The sequence below is a fragment of the Bacillus cereus group sp. MG16 genome (genome assembly GCF_040459875.1).
Lineage (GTDB): Bacteria > Bacillota > Bacilli > Bacillales > Bacillaceae_G > Bacillus_A > Bacillus_A paranthracis.
Window position 1 is genome coordinate 4,320,813 of record NZ_JARVHE010000001.1, and the last position, 24,876, is coordinate 4,345,688.

Sequence of the window (24,876 nt, forward strand, 5' to 3'; positions counted from 1 at the left end):
TCTATATTCATAATAAATTAGCCCTCTATTTTCCCTCAATTAAACCAGCTTGTAATAATTTATCTTTGAACCTATGAAGTGACTCTTTAAGAGTATCAAATGGAGCATCAACTTGTTTCAATAAAATTTGCAACGCCTCATCTTCATTTTTTGTATTGACTAGGACCTGCCAAAATAACCGACCGGTCTCATTAAATGATAAATATTCTCCTGTATTTGTATTTAGTAATATTATATCATCATATAGTGTAGTTACTTTGACTTGCGGGCTTGGATTATACATAATTTTCCTCCTTCAAATTTGTAAGGTTTACCTTATTTAAACTTTGAAGCCAGATTTCTACCATGCAACATGCTATTAAGCTTGTTGCTAACCTGGCGGAAAGTTTTTTATTTCTCATCACTTCTCTTAATTTATCTGGGTGAATAACCCCATATTGTGCTAATAAGGAATTTTCCAATAATAATCTTATTTGACTTGAATTTTGTATAATGTATTGTTCATCCAACGCTCCCATATGATAATTATAATTTTTAGAAATAATTTCTGGTGGTAGCTTTCCGATATTCATTAATCGAAGTATCGGTTTATCAACCCACATTCCGCCAGTTGGAATATTCCTATATGGGTAAGGAATTCTTAGTGCTAGCTCTATTAATTCTCGATTAGCTAAAGGGTATATCATATGAACATTCTGTTCATATAGTTTATTTTGTAAAGAAGATTCAGTTTCATTATTAAGTACCTCAAGAAATGCTTCTTTCATATTCTTAGGGAAACTCAATAGTTCTGATTTTTCTCTTGCTACTTCAATAGCCTCACTTGTTAAAAAATCCTTATAGAGAAACATTTTAGGCGATATTTTTTCCCATTTTTCATCCAATACAAGGGTTGCCCTATTTGTTCCTATACTTTCTCGCCAATAACGTAGTCTTTCAACAATTGATAATGTATTAAATTGTTTTTTCATCGAAATGTCTGGTAGTGGCCCAAATAAATGATCCCCAAAATGACCATTTGCAATAATTTCTATATTATATTCATTAATCTTTTGAGCAGTTAACTCGAATAATTTATAAAAACTATGTCCATAAGGAGTGTGGAACTTCCAATTTGGATTAATATAATTATTTGCTTTTAATACTGTTGAGACTTCTATTTCTGTTAAAGGAACTTTAAGGTAATCTGCAATTAAGCGTGCATCATGAGTTTCATCCCCCGCATTTATACCTCGGAATGACCAATGAAATGCAACAACTGGCACTCCAATCTGTTTCAAACGACAAATAACAGAGGCTGAATCTATGCCTCCACTTAATTGAACTGCGATAGTCTCATTAGAACTAAATCGACTTCTAAATGTTTTGTCTACTAATTCATTTGCTTCCTCTACATAGCCCCAAATATTACGATATTTATTTCCTTTTTTGATTTCTAACTGATCCACTTTTTGAACTTGTATATTCCCCTGAGCGTAAATCAAGCTAGACCCTGGGGGCAGTCGGTATATATCCTTAAAGAAGCTCTGATTATTTGGCGGGTTATTATCAAAGCAAGCTACTACTAGTAAATCTTTTTGAATCTGATCATATATAGAACATTTACTATCCAATAATTCCAAAGGGTTTGTAGACCATCTTAAATTCCCATTATCTATCCTATAATATAAAGACATTTTACATAATAAACTGCGATACAAATAACTGCGCCCTCGCTTTTGATCATGAACGGCCAATAAAAATGATCCATCAATATCACGTAAAGGATGTGGCCCTTTAATAGCAAATAAATTCATAAGCTCTAACGCTGCTTCTCTTTCTTGTTGTTTAAGTAGTGAGTGAAACCATCCATTATTAATGCTAGAATGGTTCGCCCAAAGAAAACCATTCAGCATTAAATTTTTACTTATGACAGAAAAGTTTGGTGTAAACTCTCCTTGCATTTTTGTATCAAATCTCATCTAATCACCCTATCTCCCTAGGAACACGAAGCGTTTCCATACACAATTGTTTGTATGACAATTTATCATTAACTGGTACACCTTCCAATTCAACCCAAGCATGAAATTCAAAATCAAGTACAGACATCATGGTGCTCCGCCTCCCAATTACTACTTGAGTTGGTAAACCGACATACCGTAGTGCTGCACAAATTACAACTGCTCTCTCCAGGCAAAGAGCTTGTTTATGATTAATGTTTATCCATCGCTGTACAAATGAATTTACTTTTCTTGCAAATAGATATTTTTCTTGTTTATTTGAAAAATTATAATTTGTTATCGGTTTAATTTTTTCTAAACACTTTAAAGATTCGTTTCCTCCTGTCTTTTTAAAAATAGACATAAACTTCAAGGTGAAAAATATCAAGCAAACTTTTGTGATTAAATTAACTCGTGGAACTTTATGAAAATAATCATCACCAGTCATTAGAAATTGATAGTATTTCATCGTTTATGTTTCCTTTCTTTGAAGGATTATTGCTCTTAAATAAAAAAATAGATAGACCCAAACTCTATTAGGTCTATCTATTTTTTCTAAAATCCTCTTCCTCCATGGAATCCATCAGGAATTCTACCCGACATACCACCTGTAAGTTCTTCTAGATTGCCTTCTGTAAAAATTTCTGGTTCTTCAAAACTTACTTTCTCGATTGTTTTTTCTTGATTCATCTGTATCACCACCTTAAAAATTTTCGGCACTTCATGGTATATTATAGAAAAATTAGAATTTAAAGTCAATTAATATAATTCCAAATAATTATATTTTTATTGGATTTAATAGCAACTCCTTTAGCAATTAATAATTTCTTAATAATCAATTTTTCAGAATGAATTATTATTTATAAAACACACCAAACTTTAACAGACTCTATTTAAACAGGAAAATCCCTTCGTAAAAAGCAACTCCATTTTGAACATGTTTTAAATACCATGTAATCGTCCCGCCACAAACATTTTCATTAAAACTATTAGCATATACTCCATTTGAGTAATAAAGAGTTCTTTTAAATTTACCATTAGAATACTCATAAGGAATTGAGCATGCTGCTTGCTTTGGAGAACTCACAGCTTTTTGCGTATCAGCTGAAGCCGCTCCAATTCCTCCTGTTAATGCAATACCAGTTGCCAATAGCCCTACTACTAATTTCTTGAACATAATAAATCCCCCTTTAATAGTTTTTATAACTTACAACTTAAATGTATCACTTTTGTAATTTATGTAAATATATTGAATATATAGAAATATTTATTTAATTTTTAGTAATATTAGGATTTTATTTTATCAAATGAAAAATAGAGGGATTTAGAGAAGTATGTAACAATGCATAATAAAGTGAAACTTTAATTAGTGGGGGTTTTCTTCATCCCCCACTGATTATTAGTTGAACCAATCGGACTTTTATGGGCAGTTGATCCCCCACCTAACTTCTTTGCTTTGGCTGCATTTTGAGGTGGGGGTCTTACTGCCCATTAAAGCGGGATAAATCAATCAGATATTATGATATACTCACAAAGAACTGATACAAAATTTCTTTAGATTGGAAAACTAAAGTCTTATCTACCTAAAAGGAAGACGCCTAATGGCGTCTTTTCTTTATTTTCAAAAGGACCTGCTCAATTCATTCTTTAAAACATAAGGTAAAGTGAACCCATTAAAATCCATGGAATGAACCCTAGTTTTACCCTTTTATCTAAAGGAGGCACTATTGTTATGGGATATGGTGGTAGTTGCGGCGAAGGCTGCGGTTTCGCTGGAGGATTTGCTTTATTAGTTGTATTATTTATTCTATTAATCATTATCGGATGTAGTTGTTTCTGCTAAAAAACTATTAGAAAAGGTACCTATATGGGTACCTTTTCTTTATGTGCCTTATTCATGATCTAGTTCCAAACTTTTATCAAAATTGAATTTGGTTTTTTATTTTTCGCATTCATCATACCTCAAATAAGAATCGATTTCAGACATGCGTTTTTAACGAAAAGAATTCGGGACCATTCTTTCCCACAAAGGAAATATCTTTTTGAAAACCTCTACCATGGAAGGATCAAATTGTGTACCAGATCCTTCTATAATACGTCTATAAGCCTCTTCAGGAGATAGAGCCGAACGATATGCTCTTGAAGAAGTCATTGCATCGAATGCATCTGCTATTGCAACAATTCTTGCGCATAATGGTATTTGATTTCCTTTTAGTTTTTGAGGATAGCCCTTTCCATCCCATCTTTCATGATGAGAAAGAATTATATCTTCGCTACCTTTTATTAAAGATATATTTTTAAAAACTTCTAATCCTAATTGTGGGTGTGTCTTAATAAGATTATATTCTTCTTCTGTAAGAGAAGATGCTTTCTTTAAAACCTCATCCGGAATACCTATTTTTCCTATATCATGTAATAAACAAATAAAATGAAATTGTTTTAAAGAATTATCATCATATTCATTTGTTTCTTTAGCAAGAATCGTAGCATAATTGGCTACACGTTCACTATGTCCTTTCGTATATTGATCCTTTAATTCCATTATCCTCATTATCGATAAAGCTGTTTCTTTCATTTGTTTTTCATAGGATGCTTTAATTTTTTGGACTAAAAATTTTAATGAAAGAAATACAAAAAATGACGTAACAAAAATGATTAGAAACAATAATATTAATGATATTGGATAATTAATTTCAAAATAATAAATAGCAATTAAAAATCTACATACCATACAAATAGATACCGTTAGAAGATAATGAATACTTAAAAATAAAGGAGCAGAAATTACTAAGAAGCACTCTAAATAAGGAATATGTAAAGAAGAACCTGGATCACGTATAAACATAAGATCATATGCCAAAAGATAAATAATACTAACACCAAGAAAAATATATTTTGTAAACATTTGTTTATTCATTTTTTGTAAACACTTATTACATAAAAAAAATGAAATGAAAATAAATAAAAATACGAGTTCAAATAAAAGCTTCTCTAGTGTAAAATCCTTTCCAAGAATAAAATGTTGATAAATATTATCAAACAAAAGAGTACTACAGGGAATAAATAGAAACATGTTTATCGGTTCTTTCGTTTCAATATTTTTAATCCCTTTCATCATTTTACACACCGCCAAACTTTTTTAATAAAAACATAAGTTCATATAGATATTATTAATAATATCCAAGAATAGATAATAGTGCAAAAAATACCCTTTCTCATAACCTATAAATGGGGTACCGCCATGATAGGAATATGTAAAGAGATGAATAAGATTATAGAAAAAGAAAAAGGCGAATTCCTTTTGAAATTTGGAATTCGCCTTTTTCTTGCTACCGATAATAAGACATTATATTAACCTCATATGTATAGAATATACAGTAAACTAAAAAGGAAATTTTACATTTTTTATTGTTTCTTATAAGTGAACTATTTGTATTCCTGTCTATATAATTTAAACGAATAAATAGCTCCAATAAAGAATACAAAAGCTTCAAATAATATAAAGATTTGACGGAAATTCTCGATATCTTTACCAACTAAAGAAATAAATATAGCATTCATTAGAATTTGAATAGTAAACATACGAGAAGTAATTTTTAAATAAATAGCATTTGTTCTTTCATCTGCTTTACCAATTTTTTTGTAAATAATAATAAGTGCAATTACTGAACCCAAAAATAGAAGTGCTGTAAGTCCTACAACAATATTGAAATTCCCTGTACTTTCTAACATCCATTTATTTAATAAATCAATCATTATTATCTTCCTTTCCTACATAAGAGAATATTTCTTTCTTCTTTTTCACTATAATAAAAAAAGAAAAAGGAAAACATCGAACTTTCTTACAAACATTCTTGTATTCTTACAATTTTGTCATTTTGCAAATGTATTCATCGCCTTTCCTTTCATTATTTTCTTTGGAAAACATAGTGAATTACGAAATAGAGCACTACATGATCAACTTCCAAGAAGTATTGCACGAAACCTCTTAATTCATGCAATTAGTATGTGGAATACTAATGAGTTATTGATTAAGAAGATAAAGGAATAAGAAATACGATAAAGAATTAGAATAGATAATGTAAAAAATGGAAAGAGGGGAAAAGATGAATCTAAAATTAATAGATGTAACAGAAGAAAATTTCTTTGAAATTATTAATTTAAAATCAGATAAACTTCAAGAAAAACACATTCAAATATATGAAAGATGGGTTGGTTCAAATGCTTTCTTTCTTGCAGCTTGCCAAACGTTTGGGTTTACTCCGAAAGCTATATATGATAATGATGTTTTAATAGGTTTTGCTTCGTATGGGTTTAGAAATGAAACGAAGCAATATGAGTTAATTAGTATGATGCTTGGCCATCAATATCAAGGGATAGGGTATGGAGTTCCTGTTTTAAAAGCAGTAATAGATAGTATGGTTCAGACGTACAAATGCGAAGAAATATTCTTATCGGTTATTCACGATAATGAACGCGCAAAGCGGATTTATGAAAAAGTGGGTTTTAGGCCAACAGGAGAGATTGAAGAAGGACACCATCCAGAATTAGTTTACTGTTTAAAATTAAAAAACTATGTAAATGTATAAAATTATATATACCTCTAGTTCTGTATAAATCTTTTCATTTTCTGGTTTTTGCTCCATATTCTTTAACATATGAAGCAAAAAAATTAATTTTGTGTAGTTTATTTTTGTTAGCATGATAGCGATGTGGTGCTCCCCCTGTTAGTAGTAATTTTAATATCACTATGGAGAAATTACTTTTAGAACTTTACTTCCAAGAATGAATTTTATGTGAACAATTAGTTGAAAATTCCCTTTATTAATTAACTAAGTAATATTTTGAAAGAACATATAGATATAATAGAAAGAATACTCGGTGCATCATCTCAACGCGCTGAATAGGTACATTATTGCATGTTAAAAATTTAACTTAAGGTGGAATTGTATATGACTGAAGATAAAAGACTGAAAAAGCCGGTGGTAAGTTTTATATTACTAACCAACATTATTTTTTGGCCACTTTTTCTGCTTGTAGGAATTACAAAGTTATTACATTTTCCAACTTGGATTTTTGATGTAATGCTCTGCATATCAGCTTGGTCTTCCACTTTTGCTTTTATGTTTCTATTTAAAAGAATTTATCCTGGACAGAGTTTTATTCAATTCGTAAAAGATAGATTTAAAAATAAACTTAACTACTCTATCGTTCTTACTGTCAGTATGATTCAAATAATTATATTTTTGACAATGCTGTTTCTCATTTCGACTAATAGTGAAGCAAACTCTATTTTTAATAGAACTACATGGGGCGTGTTAATTTATTATGTTGTTAAAACTATTGTATCTGGACCACTAGGAGAAGAATTAGGGTGGAGGGGTTTTGCATTAATGGAGCTCCAGAAAAAATACTCGCCATTAAAATCTTCAATCATTATTGGTTTTTGGTGGGGAATGTGGCATCTGCCTATATGGTTTACTACAGGTTTTACAGGCAGTAATTTAATCAAATATATTTTATTTTTTATGATTGCAATTATATCTACTACAATTATCATGACAACATTTTATAATTTAAATCAAAATTTAATTGTTCCAATCATCATCCACTTTTTCTTTAACTTATTTATTGGCATAATAAATGGACAATTAATTGAATTAATCATGTATACTGCAATTTTTTATTCAATCGTTGCGATTTTACTTATAATTATAAATCCCAAAAAAGTATTATATGGGAATAAAATTAAAAAATTTGTTAATAGTGAACATGATTCAATTTAGTAATAGTTTTTACAGCTTTTTTATGTTTGTTCTATACAAAATTAGTAGACATAGCGTCTCATTGCCAATAGTCAACGATGCATAAAACTTTCGTTATAGGGGATTTGTATTTTCTTAGCTTAATGGTGATGTGACGCAACCTCAACTTAGTAAAATATCATTAAAACTATTAATCCAATAGATTCTTGAAAAAAACTAGTTATCTATACACTACTTTTGTTAAATATGGATATTTTTTTAGAGATAAAGTTAATATAGATCAACTAAATAACGCAAAGAAAATGTTTTATTTCATAAAAAAAGGCTCCATTGCTGGAGCGCTCAAAAATAAAATAAGTAAATGAATTAAAACAAATAACAGACAATTTAACTATATAGATTAAATATAAATAAATCTATATATATGTAATATTACATATTAAAACCCGTTTATTGATTCTATAATAGGCTTACTCGATGATTGTTATATTTTTTTATGGTTTTTAAGCAATATGATACCTTCTTAACACCAAGTGTACAAGTAAGAGAAGACATCTTAATTGTTGTCTTCTTTGCTTCCGCTGAATTTTTAGGTGGGGGTCTTACTGCCCGTTAATGCGGGATAAAATATAGTTACAATATATTAGATACAAGAAACGTTCATTTTGATAGGGACAAATTATATGATTAATACATCTATTTGATTGAAGAAATCTCTCAAATAAGCAAAAACATTGAAAGATTTGATATAGGTACAAATGAATCATATATAAACATAAAGCTATTGATTTAATGAATCGTTGGTTTTCCCAAAAAAATGCTCCATTAAAAACTAGGAAATAAAAAAGAACTAATCCCTATAAGGGATTAGTTCAATATCTCAAAAGCTATTATATTACATAGTTTTATGAGCAAACGTTATATAATGTTGTGTGGGATACATAACCTGTCATCCCTTTATAAGTAACTTTTAACCACTGTTTAGAATTACTATAATGCCCTTGAACATACTCACCTGTTACCCATGTGCCAGTAATTTTCTCACCACTATTAAATGTATGTAAGACAGGTGATCCCACAGTGTAACCACTGCGCATCTTTGCACCATATGTACCTACCGTACCTCCCTTGGCACAAGCTGCTACTACTGTTTCATTTTCAGTAGTATTCGTAGCCGCGAAAGCAGAGCCGTTAAATGTAAACAAAGTAAAAATAAAAGCTGTTAATAAAGTACAAATAGATAAGCGACGTAACAAAATCAATTCCCCCTTTTTTATAATATATTTCTTCACAAACGATTATCCTAAATATTCTAATTATTTTCAATATATTAATGTTGAGAAATATTAGTTGTATTTTTGAAATAAGATTTTATCAAAAATATTAACAAACTCATATCTTTACAGAGAGAGCGTCGAAAGTAGTCTTCTATCAACTATATGAAAGTCCCTCCGCCTTAAGGCAAAGGGACTTTCTCATTCCTACTTCAAACTACCCGCAATCTCCGTAAAGATAACCCCAAGCGCATGTGCACCTGCATCTGGATATCCTAAGCTTCTTTCACCAACTGTACCGGCGCGGCCCATGCGAGCTACGATTTCTTTCGTGTACTCTGCTCCTTTGACCGCTGCTTCTGCACCTTTTTCAAAGGCAGTTTTTATGTCTACTTCGTTTGAAGCGCTAGCTAACCAAGAGTCTACACATGGAGCAAGTGCGTCAACAAGTGTTTTATCACCAACTACCGCTCCTCTGCCGAATGATCTTTCACCGATCGATTGTATGCCTTGCAGTGCTGCTTGTAACATTTCAGCAAATTCTTTCACTGTTAACTCATGCTTCTCGCCTGCTGCTTTACTAGCTGCGCGGAATGCACCGCCCCAAATTGGACCAGATGCGCCGCCGCAATGTTCCATAATAATCATCGAACAACCGTCAAGGAATGATCCGATCGTTACATTCTCTTGTTCTACAATAGAGTGCCACTCACGTTTTAATTGCTTAAATCCTTTTGCCACACTCATTCCAAAGTCGCCGTCACCTGCATGCGTGTCTAACTCACAGAATGGTACTTCATTTTTAATAATAATATCGCTCATTTTATCAACGAGATAAATCATGTTGTTTAATGTGATGACATTATCTTTAATCACAGCGTGCTCTTCCGCTGTTTCTAGTTGAAATGAAACTTCCTTCTCTTCTGTCTCTTCAAGTACATTTACATACTCAACACTTTCAACTGGTCCATCGACTTTAAACGCAGGTGTATTACACTCTTTTGATAATAACGTTTTCAGATCGTCATCTAGCTTCATCACTGTTAAAGACATACCTGCCATATCAATACTCGTCATATAGTTACCGACGAATACTCTATTGATTTTAATGTTTCTAGCAGCTAGTTCTCTCGTCACTGCGTTGTTAAATAAGTAAAGTTCTTGCAGTGGTGTTCCGCCAAAACCGTTAACTAGCAGTGCAATTTCCTCGCCATCTTTTACTCCTAAATCTTTTATTAAATCATTTGTCATACGGTTAGCTAATTCATCAGCCGACAGCATTTTTTCACGCTTAATTCCTGGTTCGCCGTGAATACCTACGCCGTATTCCATTTCATCTTCCGCAAGTGTGAAAGTAGGTGATCCGCTCGCTGGAACTGTACAAGATGTTAACGCTAAACCGATTGTACGCACGTTAGCAGCTGCTTTTTCCGCTACTGCTTTCACCGCTCCTAAATCCATACCTGCTTCCGCTGCTGCGCCGGCAATTTTATGAACGAGAATAACGCCCGCAACGCCGCGGCGTCCTACTGTATACAAACTATCTTCTACCGCAATATCATCGTCCACTTTTACGTAATCGACTTCAATTCCATCTTCCGTCGCTAAATGCGCTCCGTTTTTGAAATTCATAATATCGCCGCTATAATTTTTAATAATTAATAACGTACCTTTTTTACTAGCTGTCTCTTTAATTGCTTGATATACCTGAATTTGTGAAGGCGAAGCAAACACATCTCCGCACACTGCCGCATCTAACATTCCTTTTCCGACTAATCCTGCATGTGCCGGCTCATGACCACTACCGCCGCCACTAATTAACGTTACTTTATTTTCATTCATTTCTTTCTTCTTAATGACTTTATATTTTTTCAAAAGCTCAAGCTCTGGATGAGCCATAACCATTCCGTTACACATTTCCATTACTAATGTTTCTGGTTTGTTTATAATCTTTTTCATTGTAGTTCTCCCTCAATTCCTTTAATATATTGTGATATATTTGAAATCTTCTTCTTACTATCCATGTTAAAATGAAAGCGTTTTATAGTAAACGGACAAAATGGACAATCTGTCTAAAGACACCGCTCTCATTTATGGGTAGGATTTTCATATTACTAACATTCTAGGGATGATTGAGATGACCTCTTCTATAATTTCTAAAAAGATAATCGCGAACTCATTGAAGTATTTAATAGAAACAGAGTCGTTTCATAAAATATCAGTGAGCGATATTATGTTACACTGTCAAATGCGTAGGCAAACTTTTTATTATCATTTTAAAGATAAATTTGAACTATTAAGCTGGATTTATAGAGAAGAAACGAAAGAAAACATTATCGATTTTCTCGACTATGAAACATGGGAAAATATTTTCGATTTATTATTTGATTACTTTTATGAAAATCAAAAATTTTACCGAAATGCTTTCAAAGTCATTGAACAAAACTCGTTTAATCACTATTTATTTGAGCATACGAAAAACTTATATATGAAAATTATTGATGAACTATCTGTGAGCTGCGGATTCAGTCTTTCTGATGAGACAAAAAATACGATTGCCTCCTTTTATAGTCACGGCTTCGTTGGAACGATTAAAGATTGGATTGAAAGTAAGTGCGAAGTAGATCCTTCCATTATGTCTTCTCTCATGAAAAATATGATAAACAATCAATTACTACTATTACTGGAGCAATCAGCAAAGTAATTAAAGGGTGGCAAAAGCAATGAAAAAGATTATGAATGATGTACAAAATATCGTTCAAGATATGCTGCATGGCTTTTATTTTGAACATAACGACAAAGTAAATTATGACGAAACAAATAACATCATTTATGTAAAAGATATCGAAAAAATGACGCAAGACGTCGCTATTATAAGCGGCGGTGGTAGTGGACATGAACCTGCTGATATTGGTTATGTAGGAAAAGGAATGCTTACAGCTGCAGTAAACGGCAGCATCTTCACTCCGCCTACAGTAGAACAAATTTTAGCAGCAACTCGCCTTATGCCACAAGATAAAAGCATCTTATTCATCATTAAAAACTTTAAAGATGACGTTGAGAACTTTCTAGCAGCAGAACAAATCGCCAAAGGCGAGGGAAGAAAAATTGACCATATCATCGTAAATGACGACGTTTCAATTGAAGATGATGCTTCTTTTAATAAAAGAAGACGCGGCGTCGCTGGCACTGTTTTCGTTCAAAAAATACTTGGTGCAGCTGCTCTTGAAGGACATTCTTTAGAAGAACTAACAACAATTGGCCGTTCTGTTACAGAAAACTTACACACATTAGGAGTCGCTCTTTCACCTGCAAACGATCCAGTGAAAGGAAAAGCTTCATTCACATTAAACGATGATGAAGTCTTTTACGGCGCCGGCATTCACGGCGAAAAAGGTTACCGTAAAGAAGCACTATCCTCTTCTGAAATATTAGCGATTGAACTGATGAACAAATTAAAAAGCATTTATCGTTGGAGAAAAAGTGACAACTTTGCGATTCTCATTAATGGACTCGGTGCAACGCCATTAATGGAACAATACATTTTCGCAAATGACATTCGTCGTTTATGTGAGTTGGAAGGATTACAGATTACATTCGTAAAAGTTGGTACGCTACTCACTTCTTTAGATATGAAGGGTGTTTCACTTAGTTTGCTTAAGGTAGAGGATTTGGATTGGGTGAAGTGGTTGAAGGCGGATACTCGAGTGGGTAGTTGGTAAGTAAAAATTATGATGATAAAAGCCTTTAACTATAACAAGTTAAAGGCTTTTTGCACATTGAAATATCGCACGAGCGTTCAAAAGAAATTCGTAATCACCTCACTGAAGGATGACAGGTCTTCCAAATAAAGCTGGATAATAAATTAACATCGCACCTACAAATGAACACACTAAACAAAAAATAGCCTCGTATTTTATGACTAGTGAAGAGTTCGTATCAAGCTTTTTTTCCTCTCTTTTACATATCATTTTAAAAGCTTTATATAATAAATACCCAATAATTGCCCCGAGGGTGTTCGTAAATAAATCATCAATATCTGTAATTCTATTATTAAGTAATTGATTTAACTCAATTGCCAGTGAAAAAAAGAATCCTGCAAATACGGTGTTTTTCATTTTTCTAAACTGCGGCCAAATAGTCGGTAATAAAAAACCGAATGGCATAAACAGTACAATGTTCAAAAGATATGTAGTACTACCTGCCGTATCAAATAGAGTCAAGTTGATTTGATTTACACGAATCCACGTTTCATATCTACTTATGTCCCATACAGTCGCAATCTGCGTCACCTTATACACTAGCGAAAGGTAGAATAGAAAAACATATACCCATAAAAAATGCCGAATAGATATATTGTTTTTCGCTTTAAAATAAAATTCAATTTGAAATAAAATACAAAACATAATTGTAAAAAAATAAGTATACAAATAACTCATTAAAACTCCTGTATGCATGTGGAATCCCCTAACTTTACATTTTCATCTATTATTTAGAACATAGTTTAAGAATCGGTACTTTGTTCATATATTTAATCTTCTACTTTGTCTTCGAATATAGGGAATATATGAAAAATAAAAAATCCCCCCTTCTTCATTTTCAGTCTCCTCCTTGATGTAACTTGTTTATAGGATAGGAAAAACTTTTAAAATAAAAAGTGGGGTAAATATAAAATTTTTCTTAAATTTTATGTTGGGTTTTATTATTACTCTCGTTAGGAATCCGCTATTCGTTGTTAGATAGCAACATGCTTACATCTATAAAAACATTGAACTACTGAAAAATTCTGCCCTCAATATGACAGCACATTCACATCAAAAATGTAAATCCTCCTTTTCCTCGTATTTTCCTTTATTCAGTCTTTTTCTTATGAATAATTCTGCAACAATTAAATTGGGTACCCACGCTAACCAAGCAATAATAGCGTAACTAAGTTCAAACCGCTCTATTCCAAATAGAACGATAAACAACGGTAGCCAAATTCTTAATGTAACTGCCGCAAAGGTTAAAGCATAATTTCTAATCATCCAATTCCGATGCTCTTTCATTTTTTTATTCTTAACTCTATGTAACGCTTGATATGCTGAAGTTAGCCAAAATACAGATAACAAACCGAAACCTAGCTTCGCCACCAATCCTCCCGTAGCATAAAAAGATAGGTACAGTCCAGAAACGCCGCCTAATAATATACCAACCAGATAGATTCTCCCAGCTATTCGATGACGGTTGATATTCCTTTCTCTAAATTTAGTAGATAATGTAAACGGACCAATTATTAATGCTACTATACTCGTTGTAATATGTATAAATAGCATCATATACCAGAACTCACTTAATTTAGATCCATACATAAGTTTCGCTTTTACAAGCCCTGTTTGAAATCCATCCATAATAGAATATTGGACAACAATATAACCAGATACTAAAAGAGCAAAACAAGTAAATACATACCAAATTTTCCTGTTCAAATTTCACTGCCTCCCTATTACATTCACGGAATTTAGATTATATATTACTGTTCATTCTCGGGAAAAATAGAAAAGCCTTCTAGCGAAATGAAGTGAACCCCGAAAAAGAAACATTTAATATATTGAGATTTCTAAAAATAATGAATATATATTATATTTTTAGAGGTACTGAAATAGTGGTTTTTCTAATGGATATATTGCAACAAGTAATAGATAAATTTAAGTTGAATGTGTTAGCAGTCGAGAACGTTCCGGAGTCATTTAGTTCGACTGTATAAAAATTTTTTCACATTTCATTATTCAACAATCGGGCACAATTGAGGAAGATACACAAGTATAAGATGAGCAAACTTTTTATATAATAAAAACGCTCCAGTATATCGTTCTATACCGGAGCGTTTACTCATCTATCCCTTCACATCCCTCATACTATAATACCCCAAATTAATAATAACCAAGAAATACCCACCCATAATTCCCGCTGCAAATGTCCACATGTACTCACGATGTTCAATTTCATACATAATAATCGCGCCGAGTATTGCGGCTGCGAACCGGTTCATCATTCCGAGCATCGGTGCCTTTTCTTTTTTTACGATGCTGTCTCCGAACTTTTCAATACGCCTTCCTAAAATCCAGGCGCAGTACATACTCACTAAGAGACCAATGCTTCCCCCTACAAACTGGGCTCGAAAAGGTGTCATCAGCCATCCCAGTAACATCACGCCTAGCAAACAATATATTTGTATGTTAAATGATCTTAAAGCCATACGAATCATTTTCTGCTCCTTACCTTTCTCTTTAATTCCATCTTTCGGACTTCAAGCTTTCAGATATATCTTTTTTAAAATGAGGGAATTTAATTTTGCTTACCATTAAATAAGCGAGTACGCATGTGCCAAATGCCACGGAAACTGGATTATTCAGGAGGCATAAAATAAGAAGACAAATTGCTGCGAATGGAATGGGCATGCCGATAAATGTCGGGAGTTTGCTTTGCTGCGTGTTAAATCTCGCAAGCCGAAGCATTCCGCACACACTATATGCAAGCGCACATATCATCCCGATAGATTGCAAATCTTTTAAAGCGACACTATAGGCAAGAATAGACGGCGCCACACCAAAGGTAACTAAATCCGCAAATGAGTCTAACTCTCCGCCAATTTCCGAAACAGAATCCAGTTTTCGAGCAACCATGCCATCAAACAGATCAAATACCATACCTGTAATAATGAACATAACTGCACCATACATATCGTGAACGAAAACAGCGTGAATAGCGAGAAGTCCACACACAAAGTTTGCTATCGTAATCATATTTGGTATGTAACTCATCACATGCTTCCCCTCCTTTTTACTCATTACAATTAAGATCCTTCTGTTTTTCTTCCAATATCACCTTATTTATTTTCGTTAACGTATCCGTCATTTGTTCTAAAGCACCGATATCGATTTTTGAAAAATACTTCTCAATTAATACATCATCTAACTCAGACAACTGCTCCATATACTTACTACCGTTTGGACCAAGTGTAAGGAAATACTCCCTTTTATTATTGGGATTTACTTGTTTTGAAATCATCTTCTGCTTTTCCAATTTCGATAAAACTTGACTCACAGCGCTTTTCGATATATTAAAAGTAGTCGCGATGTGATTTGCTGTCGTGTTTTCATTTAAATGAATATGAAATAACATACTCTCTTGCTGTCCTGTAAGACCGTACTCATCTTTCAACTCCTGAAATAGTAAAATGTAGAATTCATTATAGGCTCGGTTCATTTCATTAATTATTTCTTTATATGTTCTCGTCATAGTATTCTTCCTCCATGCCTTTATTTCACTTTTAATAGTTAAGTTCACTTAACTTAACTATAGTATACCGTTATGTTTGTGTAAAGGGAAATCAATCTCCATGTTTTATTCTCAACGAAAAAAGAAGACATCCATTAAGATGTCTCCCTTTCAAACTTAAGATTCCAAACTCCCACCATTCGTCGCAATTACTTCTTTATACCAATCGAAGCTTTTCTTCTTCGATCTTTTTAATGAACCTTTTCCTTCATTATCTTTATCAACGTATATATATCCGTAACGTTTTTTCATTTCTCCAGTAGAAGCACTTACAAGATCAATCGGGCCCCAACTTGTGTATCCGATAATATCTACTCCATCTTGTATCGCTTCGGACATTTCGATCATATGCTTCTCTAGGTAATCAATACGATATGCATCGTTCACTGCGTCTGCATCATTTAATTCATCGATTGCACCGAGACCATTTTCAACGACGAATAAAGGTTTTTGGTAACGATCGTAAAGTTGGTTCGCTGTAATACGGAAGCCTTTCGGATCAATCGTCCATCCCCACTCTGATTTTTCAAGATATGGATTTTCAACAGAACCGAATACATTTCCGCTCGTTATGCTTTTTAACACTTCTGGATCGGTACTTGTTGCTCGGCTTGCATAGTAGCTAAAGCCAATATAATCAACCGTATGCTCTTTTAAAATTTCCTCGTCTTCTTTTTCCATTTCAATTGTTACATTGTTATCTTTAAAGAAGCGTTTTGCGTATCCCGGATATGCGCCTCTTGCTTGTACATCTATGAAGAAGAATGATTCACGATCTTGTTCCATTGCACGAAGTACGTCATCTGGATTACATGTGTACGGATACGTCGCACCTGCCGCAAGCATACAACCGATTTTTGCATCTGGAATAATTTCATGACACGCTTTTACAGCTAACGCACTTGCAACAAGTTGGTGATGTGCTGCTTGATACTGAATTTGTTTTTTATTATCACCTTCTTTAAATGCTAGACCTGCTCCCATGAAAGGTAAATGTAAAAGCATATTAATTTCGTTAAACGTCATCCAATATTTCACTTTATCTTTATATCTATTAAAAATCGTTTTTGCATACGTCTCAAAGAAAGTGACAAGCTTTCTACTTCTCCAGCTTCCATACTTTTCTACTAAATGAACAGGCACATCAAAGTGAGCCATCGTAACGACCGGTTCAATGTCATGTTTTAACAGTTCATCAAACAAATCCTCATAAAACTGTAATCCTGCCTCATTTGGTTTTTCATCATCACCATTTGGGAAAATACGCGTCCAAGCAATCGATACACGTAACGCTTTAAATCCCATTTCTGCAAATAAAGCAATATCTTCTTTATAACGATGATAAAAATCAATTGCTTCATGTGATGGATAAAATTCTCCTTCTACTGGTGTAAATGAATGAATATTTCCTTTCATAATATCCCAGCGATTTTCACCAGTTGGTAATAGATCTACCGTCGTTAATCCTTTTCCGTCTTCTACATATGCGCCTTCAACTTGATTGGCTGCAATCGCTCCACCCCATAAAAATCCTTTAGGAAAAATAACTTTAGACATATAGAAAAACTCCTTTATATAAGATTTAACGAGGAAAGGTCTTATGCTTCTCAAAGAATACCTTTCTTCGTGTGAACCAATATGAAATATAACTACTATTTAACTCCTAACTCTAATAAAGAATCTCCTGCTTGAATCTTTTCTACTTCTGTTTTTTTGATGCTATATTTATCATAATTTGTAACAACAACTGGTGTTGTCACAATATAACCCGCCTTTTGAATTTCAGATATATGAAACTCAATAAGTAACTCCCCTTTTTCTACTCTCATTCCTTGTTCAATATGAGAGTAGAAAAATTCGCCATTTAATTTCACAGTATCCATCCCAATATGGATTAAAATTTCAGCACCTGAATCTGCCGTAATTCCTACCGCATGATTTGTCGGGAACAGCGCAGAAATCGTACCTGAAACGGGTGAAAACAACTTTCCTTCTGAAGGCTCAATCGCAACTCCTTCCCCTAACGCACCTGATGCAAATGCAGCATCATCAATATTTTGAAGTGGCATAACGGCGCCATGAAAAGGACTAAGAATTACTTCATCATCGTTTGATGCAGCAATTTTATCAATTGTTTCAGCTGTTTCTGTAGATGTTTTCTTTTTCGTAAAACCAAATAAGTAAGTCAGAATAAAACCGACTAGTAAGGAAACAACCATCGAAACAATTGCGCCCCAAAATCCAGCTGTAATCCCATCTTTCGGACTAATAAATGTCGGAATCGTAAATATGCCAAGCCCGCCTGTCATATAAGCTTGTGTACCAAATACGCCAAGTATTGCACCACCAACTCCCCCAGCAATACAACTCATAATAAACGGCTTTTTAAGAGGAAGTGTAATACCATAAATCGCCGGCTCTGTAACACCGAAAATACCTGAAATAAAAGCTGGAATACTAAGTGTTTTTAATTTCTGATCTTTCGTTTTCACCCAAACGCCAAGTACAGCACCTATTTGGGCAAATGAAGTAGCAAATATAAGTGCTAGTATCGGATCGATGCCGTGTACCGCTAAATTGTTATAGCCAATCGGAACAAAGCCCCAATGAAGACCGAATATAACAAGCACTTGCCAGAAAGCACCAAGTAAAGCACCCGCTACTAACGGGCTTGCATGATAAACCCAAAGCGTCGCCTGTCCTAAAAACTGCCCTGCCCACGTCGCGATTGGCCCAATAACGAGAAATGTAACTGGTACAACGATTAGTAACGTTAGGAATGGTAGTACAAATGTTTTCACAACATCCGGAATGACTTTCTTTAAAGACTGTTCAACTCTCGCTCCAAAATAAGCAGCAAGAATAATTGGAATAACAGATGATGCATAGTTCATTAGAATAACTGGTATTCCTAAAAACGTAATATGAATGGGTGATTCAAACATCGTCCCCGCAAATAGCGTATATAATGGCTCACTTGCTTTTAAACCGGATAAAGCCGGATACACTAACGCTCCCCCAATTGCCATACCGATGAATGGGGATCCTCCGAATTTCTTACTTGCTGTATACCCTAAGAAGATTGGGAAGAAGTAAAATAGCGAATCGCCAACTGCATTTAATATTTGATACGTTCCTGACTCATTACTTAGCCAGCCTAGCGATACAAATAGTGCATTAAATCCTTTAATCATCCCTGTTGCAGCTAACACGCCTAGAATAGGAGTGAAAATGCTAGAAAGAATATCTATAAGACTACTCTTTTTCTTCTCATTCGCGTCTTCTTCCTCAGTCTCTTGAAACCCTCCAACAGCAATAACCGCTTTATACACGTCGGATACATGGTTACCAATTACAACTTGATATTGTCCGCCGCTTTTCATTACAGTCACAATATCTTCCATACCTTTCAGTACTTCCGTATTTGCTTTCCCCTCATCTTTTAACTGGAATCGTAAGCGCGTTATACAATGTACAACGCTATTTATATTTTCTCTCCCGCCAACATGTTTCAGTATGTCTTTTGCTAATTGTTCATACTTCATAGTAACTTTCCCTCCCTACAATCATCCCTTTATTATTTTTATAAAAGAAAAAACCTAAACTAACCATAACGACGTGATACATACGAATCACTCCATTACAAGTCAATTTAGGTTTTGCCTGCCAAACAGTAACAATCCCGTTTATTCAATTACATAATTCATTGCGTTTCGTTACACGATGAATGTGCAACGTTAAATATACTTTTTCATCTTTTGAAAGATGACTATTATGTGCTTTTTGCAAGTATGCTTCAATTTTTTCTGTACAACAATATGCCTCTTCATACTTATTTTTCACTTGCTCGTATAAAAAATCATCATCGGCCGAGTTCAATTCCTTCTGCATTAAACGCTGCGCAAAATATCGTAAATGCGTTACAAACCGACTATAATTAAATGAATTCTCATCTAAGTTCATCTTATAGTGGTACTTTACAACATTTAAAATATCTTGGACGATTTTAGTCATCGCTACCGTTTGTTGCATTGCCGGCTCTCCTTGTTGCGCATTCACGAAATGCAAGGCAATTGACCCTGCCTCATCTTCAGAAAGTCTAAACCCAGTCTCTTCTTCAATGATGTTCAAAGCTTGTAGACCAATTTCAAACTCTTTCTGATAGAACCTCTTAATCTCCCAAAGCAAAGTATTTTTGAGATCCATTCCTTCTGTATGCCGAGTTAAGGCGAAACTTAAGTGATCCGTTAATGTAAGATAAATATAATCACTTAAAGTCCCCGGCAAAACTGTCTTAGCAAACTGAATAATTCTCTCTGTAATCTCTAAATTTTCTACAGGAATTTCAGTTAGTAACCTAGCGAGTTTCTCTGATAATTCTCTTGTTTCTAGCACAAAGGTCTTTTCTATCTTAGATTCATCAATCGCATCGCCGACTTTTTTCTGAAATCCCAAACCTCTGCCCATAAGTACAACTTCTGTCTCATTATCCTTCATCGTACAAACAACATTGTTATTTAAGATTTTATGGATTCTCATATTGTTCCGCCTTCTTCTTCTTAAAGTCACAAAAGGTAATAAAAAAACCTAAACTGATTCCAAAAGCCACACTACACCCGTAGCCTCTAGATCAATTTAGGTTTTGCCTGCCGAACAGTAACAATCCTTTTACTTATTAACTTACCTTCATTATACACAAAAAGTAAGCGGTTGCAATAATAAATTATTGAATATTTTTTTACAAAGCAAACATCATTATATTTTACAATTGCTGCAGGTAGCATTTATCTTTCACTACATCTACCATTCTGAATAAATAAACATAATCATTACAAAAATTCCATATAGACCCATTACTGGTTAAAATGTTATAATGAAATCACCCTACATAGTTACTCATATTTATACTGAGCAACTAGCGTCTTATTAAGCAACGCGCATAACTAAAATAAAAAAGACACTTGAAAGTGTCTTTTTTATTTATTTTCATAGAAATTATCTCTTTTATAAATAACAACAAAGGAGAACTATTAAATGGAGAATATTGTAACGAGAGAACTACGCAACATACGTATATGCCTTATCATCTTGATCATTGTCATTGCATTTTGGGATCGTGAGAAAACTGTGCAAATCACTGACCATGGTGGCGATCCTACTTTAAAGGTCAGCAATATGACCCAAATTAGTGAGAATACCTTTGTCACTAAAGACGAATATGATCAAATTAAAATATTTAAATTTGACCCAAATACAAATCAAATAAAGCTAATAAAAGAGTTCTATGCTAACGAATATGAATTACATACAATAAATAATTCAAATTGATAAAAGGCACTTTAGGTTGTCTTTTCTTTATGAAGTAGGATTATGAAAAGACAGTTTTACAATTCTAAGCGACTCGTTGGTACTACCCCATTGCTATCAAGCTAATATTTTCATATCCCCCTAAATTAAAACTTTCTTTCTCTAAAGATAGTTATTCTGAGAAAACGGGCATTTTTTTCTTAAGTTGATGGACATGTATGGTGACCCCTATTAGACGATAGTAAATTAACAATTTCGGGGTTCAGTTCAACTTTATTCAAAATAAGATTTTTTTGCAGTAAAATCAATGTTGGTGGAACTTTTTTAATCAAAATTTTTTTAAAATTAACATAAATGCTTGCAATATTTAAATTAGTACTATATAGTTCTAGTTATGACAAAGGTAAAATTAATGAATCAAAAACGTGTGATTGAAGTAGCTGCAACTTTATTTTTAGAAAAAGGGTTTGCTTATACAAGTATGGATGAATTAGTACGTGTAAGCAAAGTTTCAAAGTCTAATGTGTATTATCACTTTTCTAATAAGGAACAATTATTAGAAGGGGTCGTTGATTATTGGATTGAAATGTATCAATCTGCAATTGATGACATACTTTCTCAGAACCAATTTTTAGTTGAAGATCGTATCCAACTGTTTTTAAAGCAATTATCACAAGGAGTTCAGTCAAGAGAGTATAAGGGGAGCTGTCCATTTATTACTCTTTATATTCAAAGTCCTACACAGGCCACGCAAATAAAAGAAAAAATAGGTCTTTTTTTTACAGGATTACAAGAGAAAGTTTCTCTATTGCTCAAACAAGGGGTAGAGAATGGAGAATTCAGAAATACGATTCATATTGATGAGGTTGCATCACTTTTTATTACAAATCTTGAAGGAGCGTTATTTATTTCAGAAACATTGAAAGATGCAACTATAATCACGAAAACAGCAGATCATTTTTTTAAATTGCTTCGATAAAAGAAGCTTTTTTTTTACATCAAATTAGTACTAAGTAGTACTACAAGGGGGATTTTATATGAGAACAGTATTTTTAACTGGTGGAACAGGCTTTATTGGAAAGCAATTAGTGAAAGAATTAGCCAAAGAGGATGTTAAAATTCTTCTTTTAGTAAGGTCGAAAAGTAAAGCACTACGCACTTTTCAAGAAAGAGGCAGCTTAAAAAAGGCATTTATGCAATTTATTGAAGGTGATTTGACAAAAATAGATTTAGGTCTAAGTGCTGAAGATACGGAGAGGGTATTGAAAACGGATGTGATTATTCACGCAGGAGGCCCCATGGATATTCAAGCGACAAGTAAAGAGGCAGCTTCCGTATTTTTAAATGGCGCCAAACATATTAGTGAATTAGCTAAAAGTATTCATCAATTGAAGGGCTTGCAACAATTTATTCATGTTGTAGGTTATATGAGTCCCTTTGATGATACAAATAGCAAGATTGCAATTGATGTGTTTCAAGAAGGAAACAATTATTTGAAAATAAAAAATCCATATGAGAGAACAAAATTTTTAGCAGATCTTTATATCCGTCAGCAGGCATCAGCAGTAGGTTATCCGCTTTCTATAATTAATCCGCCAACTGTAGTCGGTAGTAGTAAAACAGGGAGTACAGAGCAGATAGCAGGATTAGGTTTACTTGTGATGAGTATGCGAAGAGGGCTCATGCCAGTGATTCCTGGAGGTAAGGGATATAGGTTACCACTTATTTCAAACGATGAGCTTGCGAAGTTTATTGTGCAGGTTTTCAGATTGGAGCAACCGACTATTCAAACATATACACTTGTTGAAGACAAACAGCACGATCAGAACATTGCTGAATTATTAAGTATTATGTCGGAAAGTATGAATATGAGGGCACCAAAAATCTCTGTTCCAATGCCATTTATGAAAGCAATTATGAATAGTGGAGGAAGTAAAATAACAAAAATTCCTTCTGATGGACTAAATTTTATTACCAAACAAAAATTTTCAAATGTTTCAGCGAAAAAAATTATGGGAGGAGATTGGTTTAAGAAGACGAGTGTAATGAAATTTTTCCCTGCCGTAGTAGCTGATCTGGATTATCGAATGATGTATCAAAATGGCCAGCATAATCATTTATTTAAACGAACATTATGCGATAACACTACCCTTTACCAATTACAAGGAAAGGGTAAACCGTTTATTTTATTACATGGTTTGTTGAGTGATGGAGAGGATTTATTTCCTTTAGCACAAGAGCTTCATGAAGAAACTGGTCAACCTGTATGGATTTTGGATCTTCCAGGTTTGGGACGTTCTCCTTTTAAACGAGAGAAAAATCTTCTAGATATCTATTTGAATGTAGTGAAAAAGTTATTGGAGAAAGCTACTAATGGTGCACATCTAATTGGACATTCATTCGGTGCGTTTATTCTTCTGGAAGCATTGGTACAAGAGTACATAGATAAGAAATATTCAATCACTTTACTTCAGCCACCTGTTGCTAAAAAAAATGCTAAATCGCTAAATGTTCCTCAATTTATGAACAAATGGACATTAAAATTAGCAACTACTAATTTGATAAGGCGTTATTTATTAAGTAATGGTTTGTTTGAAAGTATGGAGAGCATCCCCGAGCATTATATTGAAAAAATAAGTAACAGTTTTACTTCTCCTAGAATTTTAAATACTACGGTTCAGCTTAACAGTTTACTACTGAAAAACGATCAAGGTGATTTCAATGAAGTAACAAAGTATAATCTTCACATTATTTGGGGGGATTATGACAGAGCCTATTCTGCTCCATCGCATCTTGGTAAGGTTGATTTTGTTCCATATGGTCATCATTTTCCTCTTAGCCATCCGAATGAAACGGCAACATTAGTAATAAAAAATAGTAATACTAGCAGATGAGAGTGTTGGATAAATAAAAAGTGTGTAGTAAGATCGTTGTGTCTTTGAAATAAAATCGTACTGTTTTGGGGTCCCACCCTATGCCCATCAACTTCAAGATTTTATAACACCCCAAAACGAAAAAATGAGATTTTTATTACAAGTAAGCACAATTTTTCGTTCTGGGGGTAAAATAATATTCGGATGGGAGTCCAATACATATTATTAAAATTAAGAGGGTTCAAGTCGGAGGAAAGCACCTTAAGGTGTCTTTTCTCTTTAAATTAAAAAGTTTGAGAAATGAAGTCTTTAGTCATAATTACGACTAAAGGCTTTTTTCTATAAAAAAATTAAAACA

Annotated in this window: 25 protein-coding genes and 1 pseudogene; 9 read left to right on the forward strand and 17 right to left on the reverse strand. The window is 33.5% G+C overall.

The features are described 5' to 3' along the window. Positions 1-25: 25 nt before the first annotated feature. The 5 genes from QCI73_RS22555 to QCI73_RS22575 form a co-directional block, all read right to left on the reverse strand. On the reverse strand, positions 26-283 hold the full coding sequence (locus QCI73_RS22555; protein ID WP_074615750.1) for a PqqD family protein: 258 nt from the start codon (positions 281-283) through the stop codon (positions 26-28). Further along, positions 276-1,961, reverse strand: coding sequence for an asparagine synthase-related protein (locus QCI73_RS22560; protein ID WP_353823786.1), 1,686 nt, complete (start codon positions 1,959-1,961; stop codon positions 276-278). Before QCI73_RS22560 ends, QCI73_RS22555 begins: the two co-directional genes overlap by 8 nt. Positions 1,962-1,965: 4 nt before the next feature. Then, entirely contained in the window at positions 1,966-2,448 is a 483-nt protein-coding gene (locus QCI73_RS22565) for a lasso peptide biosynthesis B2 protein (protein ID WP_097852720.1), read from the reverse strand. Between the two features lie 86 nt (positions 2,449-2,534). Next, positions 2,535-2,669, reverse strand: coding sequence for a hypothetical protein (locus QCI73_RS22570; protein ID WP_262726039.1), 135 nt, complete (start codon positions 2,667-2,669; stop codon positions 2,535-2,537). Between the two features lie 199 nt (positions 2,670-2,868). Then, positions 2,869-3,156 carry an LCI fold-containing protein gene (locus QCI73_RS22575; protein ID WP_327923432.1) on the reverse strand — a complete coding sequence of 96 codons (288 nt, stop codon included), beginning with the start codon at positions 3,154-3,156 and terminating at the stop codon, positions 2,869-2,871. A gap of 555 nt (positions 3,157-3,711) precedes the next feature. Here QCI73_RS22575 and QCI73_RS22580 point away from each other — a divergent pair. After that, positions 3,712-3,822: a YjcZ family sporulation protein gene (locus tag QCI73_RS22580; protein ID WP_000540371.1), complete on the forward strand. Its 111-nt coding sequence runs from the start codon at positions 3,712-3,714 to the stop codon at positions 3,820-3,822. Between the two features lie 150 nt (positions 3,823-3,972). On the opposite strand, the gene QCI73_RS22585 is transcribed toward QCI73_RS22580, so the two are convergent. After that, positions 3,973-5,097, reverse strand: coding sequence for an HD-GYP domain-containing protein (locus QCI73_RS22585; protein ID WP_353823787.1), 1,125 nt, complete (start codon positions 5,095-5,097; stop codon positions 3,973-3,975). A gap of 308 nt (positions 5,098-5,405) precedes the next feature. Further along, complete coding sequence (locus tag QCI73_RS22590) at positions 5,406-5,735, reverse strand: 6-aminohexanoate hydrolase (RefSeq protein WP_327923431.1); 330 nt, start codon at positions 5,733-5,735, stop codon at positions 5,406-5,408. A gap of 350 nt (positions 5,736-6,085) precedes the next feature. Between QCI73_RS22590 and QCI73_RS22595 the strand changes: the two genes are divergently transcribed. Both QCI73_RS22595 and QCI73_RS22600 read left to right on the forward strand, forming a co-directional pair. Beyond that, positions 6,086-6,568 carry a GNAT family N-acetyltransferase gene (locus QCI73_RS22595; RefSeq protein WP_001049722.1) on the forward strand — a complete coding sequence of 161 codons (483 nt, stop codon included), beginning with the start codon at positions 6,086-6,088 and terminating at the stop codon, positions 6,566-6,568. Between the two features lie 363 nt (positions 6,569-6,931). Next, complete coding sequence (locus QCI73_RS22600) at positions 6,932-7,765, forward strand: CPBP family intramembrane glutamic endopeptidase (RefSeq protein ID WP_353823788.1); 834 nt, start codon at positions 6,932-6,934, stop codon at positions 7,763-7,765. 884 nt (positions 7,766-8,649) lie between these two features. Here the strand turns inward: QCI73_RS22600 and QCI73_RS22605 are convergent. Beyond that, positions 8,650-9,000, reverse strand: a complete 351-nt coding sequence (locus QCI73_RS22605) for an SH3 domain-containing protein (protein ID WP_071720769.1) — start codon at positions 8,998-9,000, stop codon at positions 8,650-8,652. A gap of 225 nt (positions 9,001-9,225) precedes the next feature. Then, positions 9,226-10,977, reverse strand: a complete 1,752-nt coding sequence (gene dhaK, locus QCI73_RS22610; RefSeq protein WP_353823789.1) for a dihydroxyacetone kinase subunit DhaK — start codon at positions 10,975-10,977, stop codon at positions 9,226-9,228. A gap of 178 nt (positions 10,978-11,155) precedes the next feature. On the opposite strand from dhaK, the gene dhaS reads away from it, so the two are divergent. Both dhaS and dhaQ read left to right on the forward strand, forming a co-directional pair. Next, positions 11,156-11,722 carry a dihydroxyacetone kinase transcriptional activator DhaS gene (gene dhaS / locus QCI73_RS22615; RefSeq protein WP_353823790.1) on the forward strand — a complete coding sequence of 189 codons (567 nt, stop codon included), beginning with the start codon at positions 11,156-11,158 and terminating at the stop codon, positions 11,720-11,722. A gap of 19 nt (positions 11,723-11,741) precedes the next feature. Beyond that, positions 11,742-12,740 (forward strand): DhaKLM operon coactivator DhaQ, encoded by a 999-nt coding sequence (dhaQ, locus tag QCI73_RS22620; protein ID WP_262725212.1) that lies wholly within the window; start codon positions 11,742-11,744, stop codon positions 12,738-12,740. 99 nt (positions 12,741-12,839) lie between these two features. On the opposite strand, the gene QCI73_RS22625 is transcribed toward dhaQ, so the two are convergent. Together QCI73_RS22625 and QCI73_RS22630 are read right to left on the reverse strand one after the other, a co-directional pair. After that, positions 12,840-13,475 carry a VanZ family protein gene (locus QCI73_RS22625; RefSeq protein ID WP_353823791.1) on the reverse strand — a complete coding sequence of 212 codons (636 nt, stop codon included), beginning with the start codon at positions 13,473-13,475 and terminating at the stop codon, positions 12,840-12,842. Between the two features lie 357 nt (positions 13,476-13,832). Next, positions 13,833-14,486 (reverse strand): DUF2306 domain-containing protein, encoded by a 654-nt coding sequence (locus tag QCI73_RS22630; protein WP_353823792.1) that lies wholly within the window; start codon positions 14,484-14,486, stop codon positions 13,833-13,835. A gap of 188 nt (positions 14,487-14,674) precedes the next feature. Here QCI73_RS22630 and QCI73_RS22635 point away from each other — a divergent pair. Then, positions 14,675-14,761: pseudogene (locus QCI73_RS22635) on the forward strand (aminoglycoside phosphotransferase family protein); the annotation flags it as partial. A 132-nt stretch (positions 14,762-14,893) separates the two neighbouring features. Here the strand turns inward: QCI73_RS22635 and QCI73_RS22640 are convergent. The 6 genes from QCI73_RS22640 to licT all read right to left on the reverse strand — a co-directional run bounded on the left by QCI73_RS22640 (position 14,894) and on the right by licT (position 20,877). Beyond that, the gene (locus QCI73_RS22640; RefSeq protein WP_353823793.1) at positions 14,894-15,265 is read right to left on the reverse strand and encodes an ATP synthase subunit I; all 372 of its coding nucleotides are present in this window, start codon (positions 15,263-15,265) and stop codon (positions 14,894-14,896) included. Positions 15,266-15,287: 22 nt separating this feature from the next. Continuing rightward, entirely contained in the window at positions 15,288-15,821 is a 534-nt protein-coding gene (pssA, locus tag QCI73_RS22645) for a CDP-diacylglycerol--serine O-phosphatidyltransferase (RefSeq protein ID WP_353824129.1), read from the reverse strand. Between the two features lie 19 nt (positions 15,822-15,840). After that, positions 15,841-16,299 (reverse strand): MarR family winged helix-turn-helix transcriptional regulator, encoded by a 459-nt coding sequence (locus QCI73_RS22650; RefSeq protein WP_000198931.1) that lies wholly within the window; start codon positions 16,297-16,299, stop codon positions 15,841-15,843. 156 nt (positions 16,300-16,455) lie between these two features. After that, positions 16,456-17,895 carry a 6-phospho-beta-glucosidase gene (locus QCI73_RS22655; protein ID WP_353823794.1) on the reverse strand — a complete coding sequence of 480 codons (1,440 nt, stop codon included), beginning with the start codon at positions 17,893-17,895 and terminating at the stop codon, positions 16,456-16,458. A 95-nt stretch (positions 17,896-17,990) separates the two neighbouring features. Then, entirely contained in the window at positions 17,991-19,883 is a 1,893-nt protein-coding gene (locus QCI73_RS22660) for a beta-glucoside-specific PTS transporter subunit IIABC (protein WP_353823795.1), read from the reverse strand. Positions 19,884-20,028: 145 nt separating this feature from the next. Next, positions 20,029-20,877, reverse strand: coding sequence for a BglG family transcription antiterminator LicT (gene licT, locus QCI73_RS22665; RefSeq protein ID WP_353823796.1), 849 nt, complete (start codon positions 20,875-20,877; stop codon positions 20,029-20,031). A gap of 495 nt (positions 20,878-21,372) precedes the next feature. Between licT and QCI73_RS22670 the strand changes: the two genes are divergently transcribed. From QCI73_RS22670 to QCI73_RS22680, 3 genes are all read left to right on the forward strand, one after another. Further along, a complete protein-coding gene (locus QCI73_RS22670; protein WP_353823797.1) occupies positions 21,373-21,666 on the forward strand; it encodes a YmzC family protein in 294 nt (97 codons plus the stop codon). Positions 21,667-22,057: 391 nt separating this feature from the next. After that, positions 22,058-22,624 carry a TetR/AcrR family transcriptional regulator gene (locus QCI73_RS22675; protein WP_353823798.1) on the forward strand — a complete coding sequence of 189 codons (567 nt, stop codon included), beginning with the start codon at positions 22,058-22,060 and terminating at the stop codon, positions 22,622-22,624. Between the two features lie 58 nt (positions 22,625-22,682). Beyond that, positions 22,683-24,539: an alpha/beta fold hydrolase gene (locus tag QCI73_RS22680; RefSeq protein WP_353823799.1), complete on the forward strand. Its 1,857-nt coding sequence runs from the start codon at positions 22,683-22,685 to the stop codon at positions 24,537-24,539. Positions 24,540-24,876 lie beyond the last annotated feature (337 nt).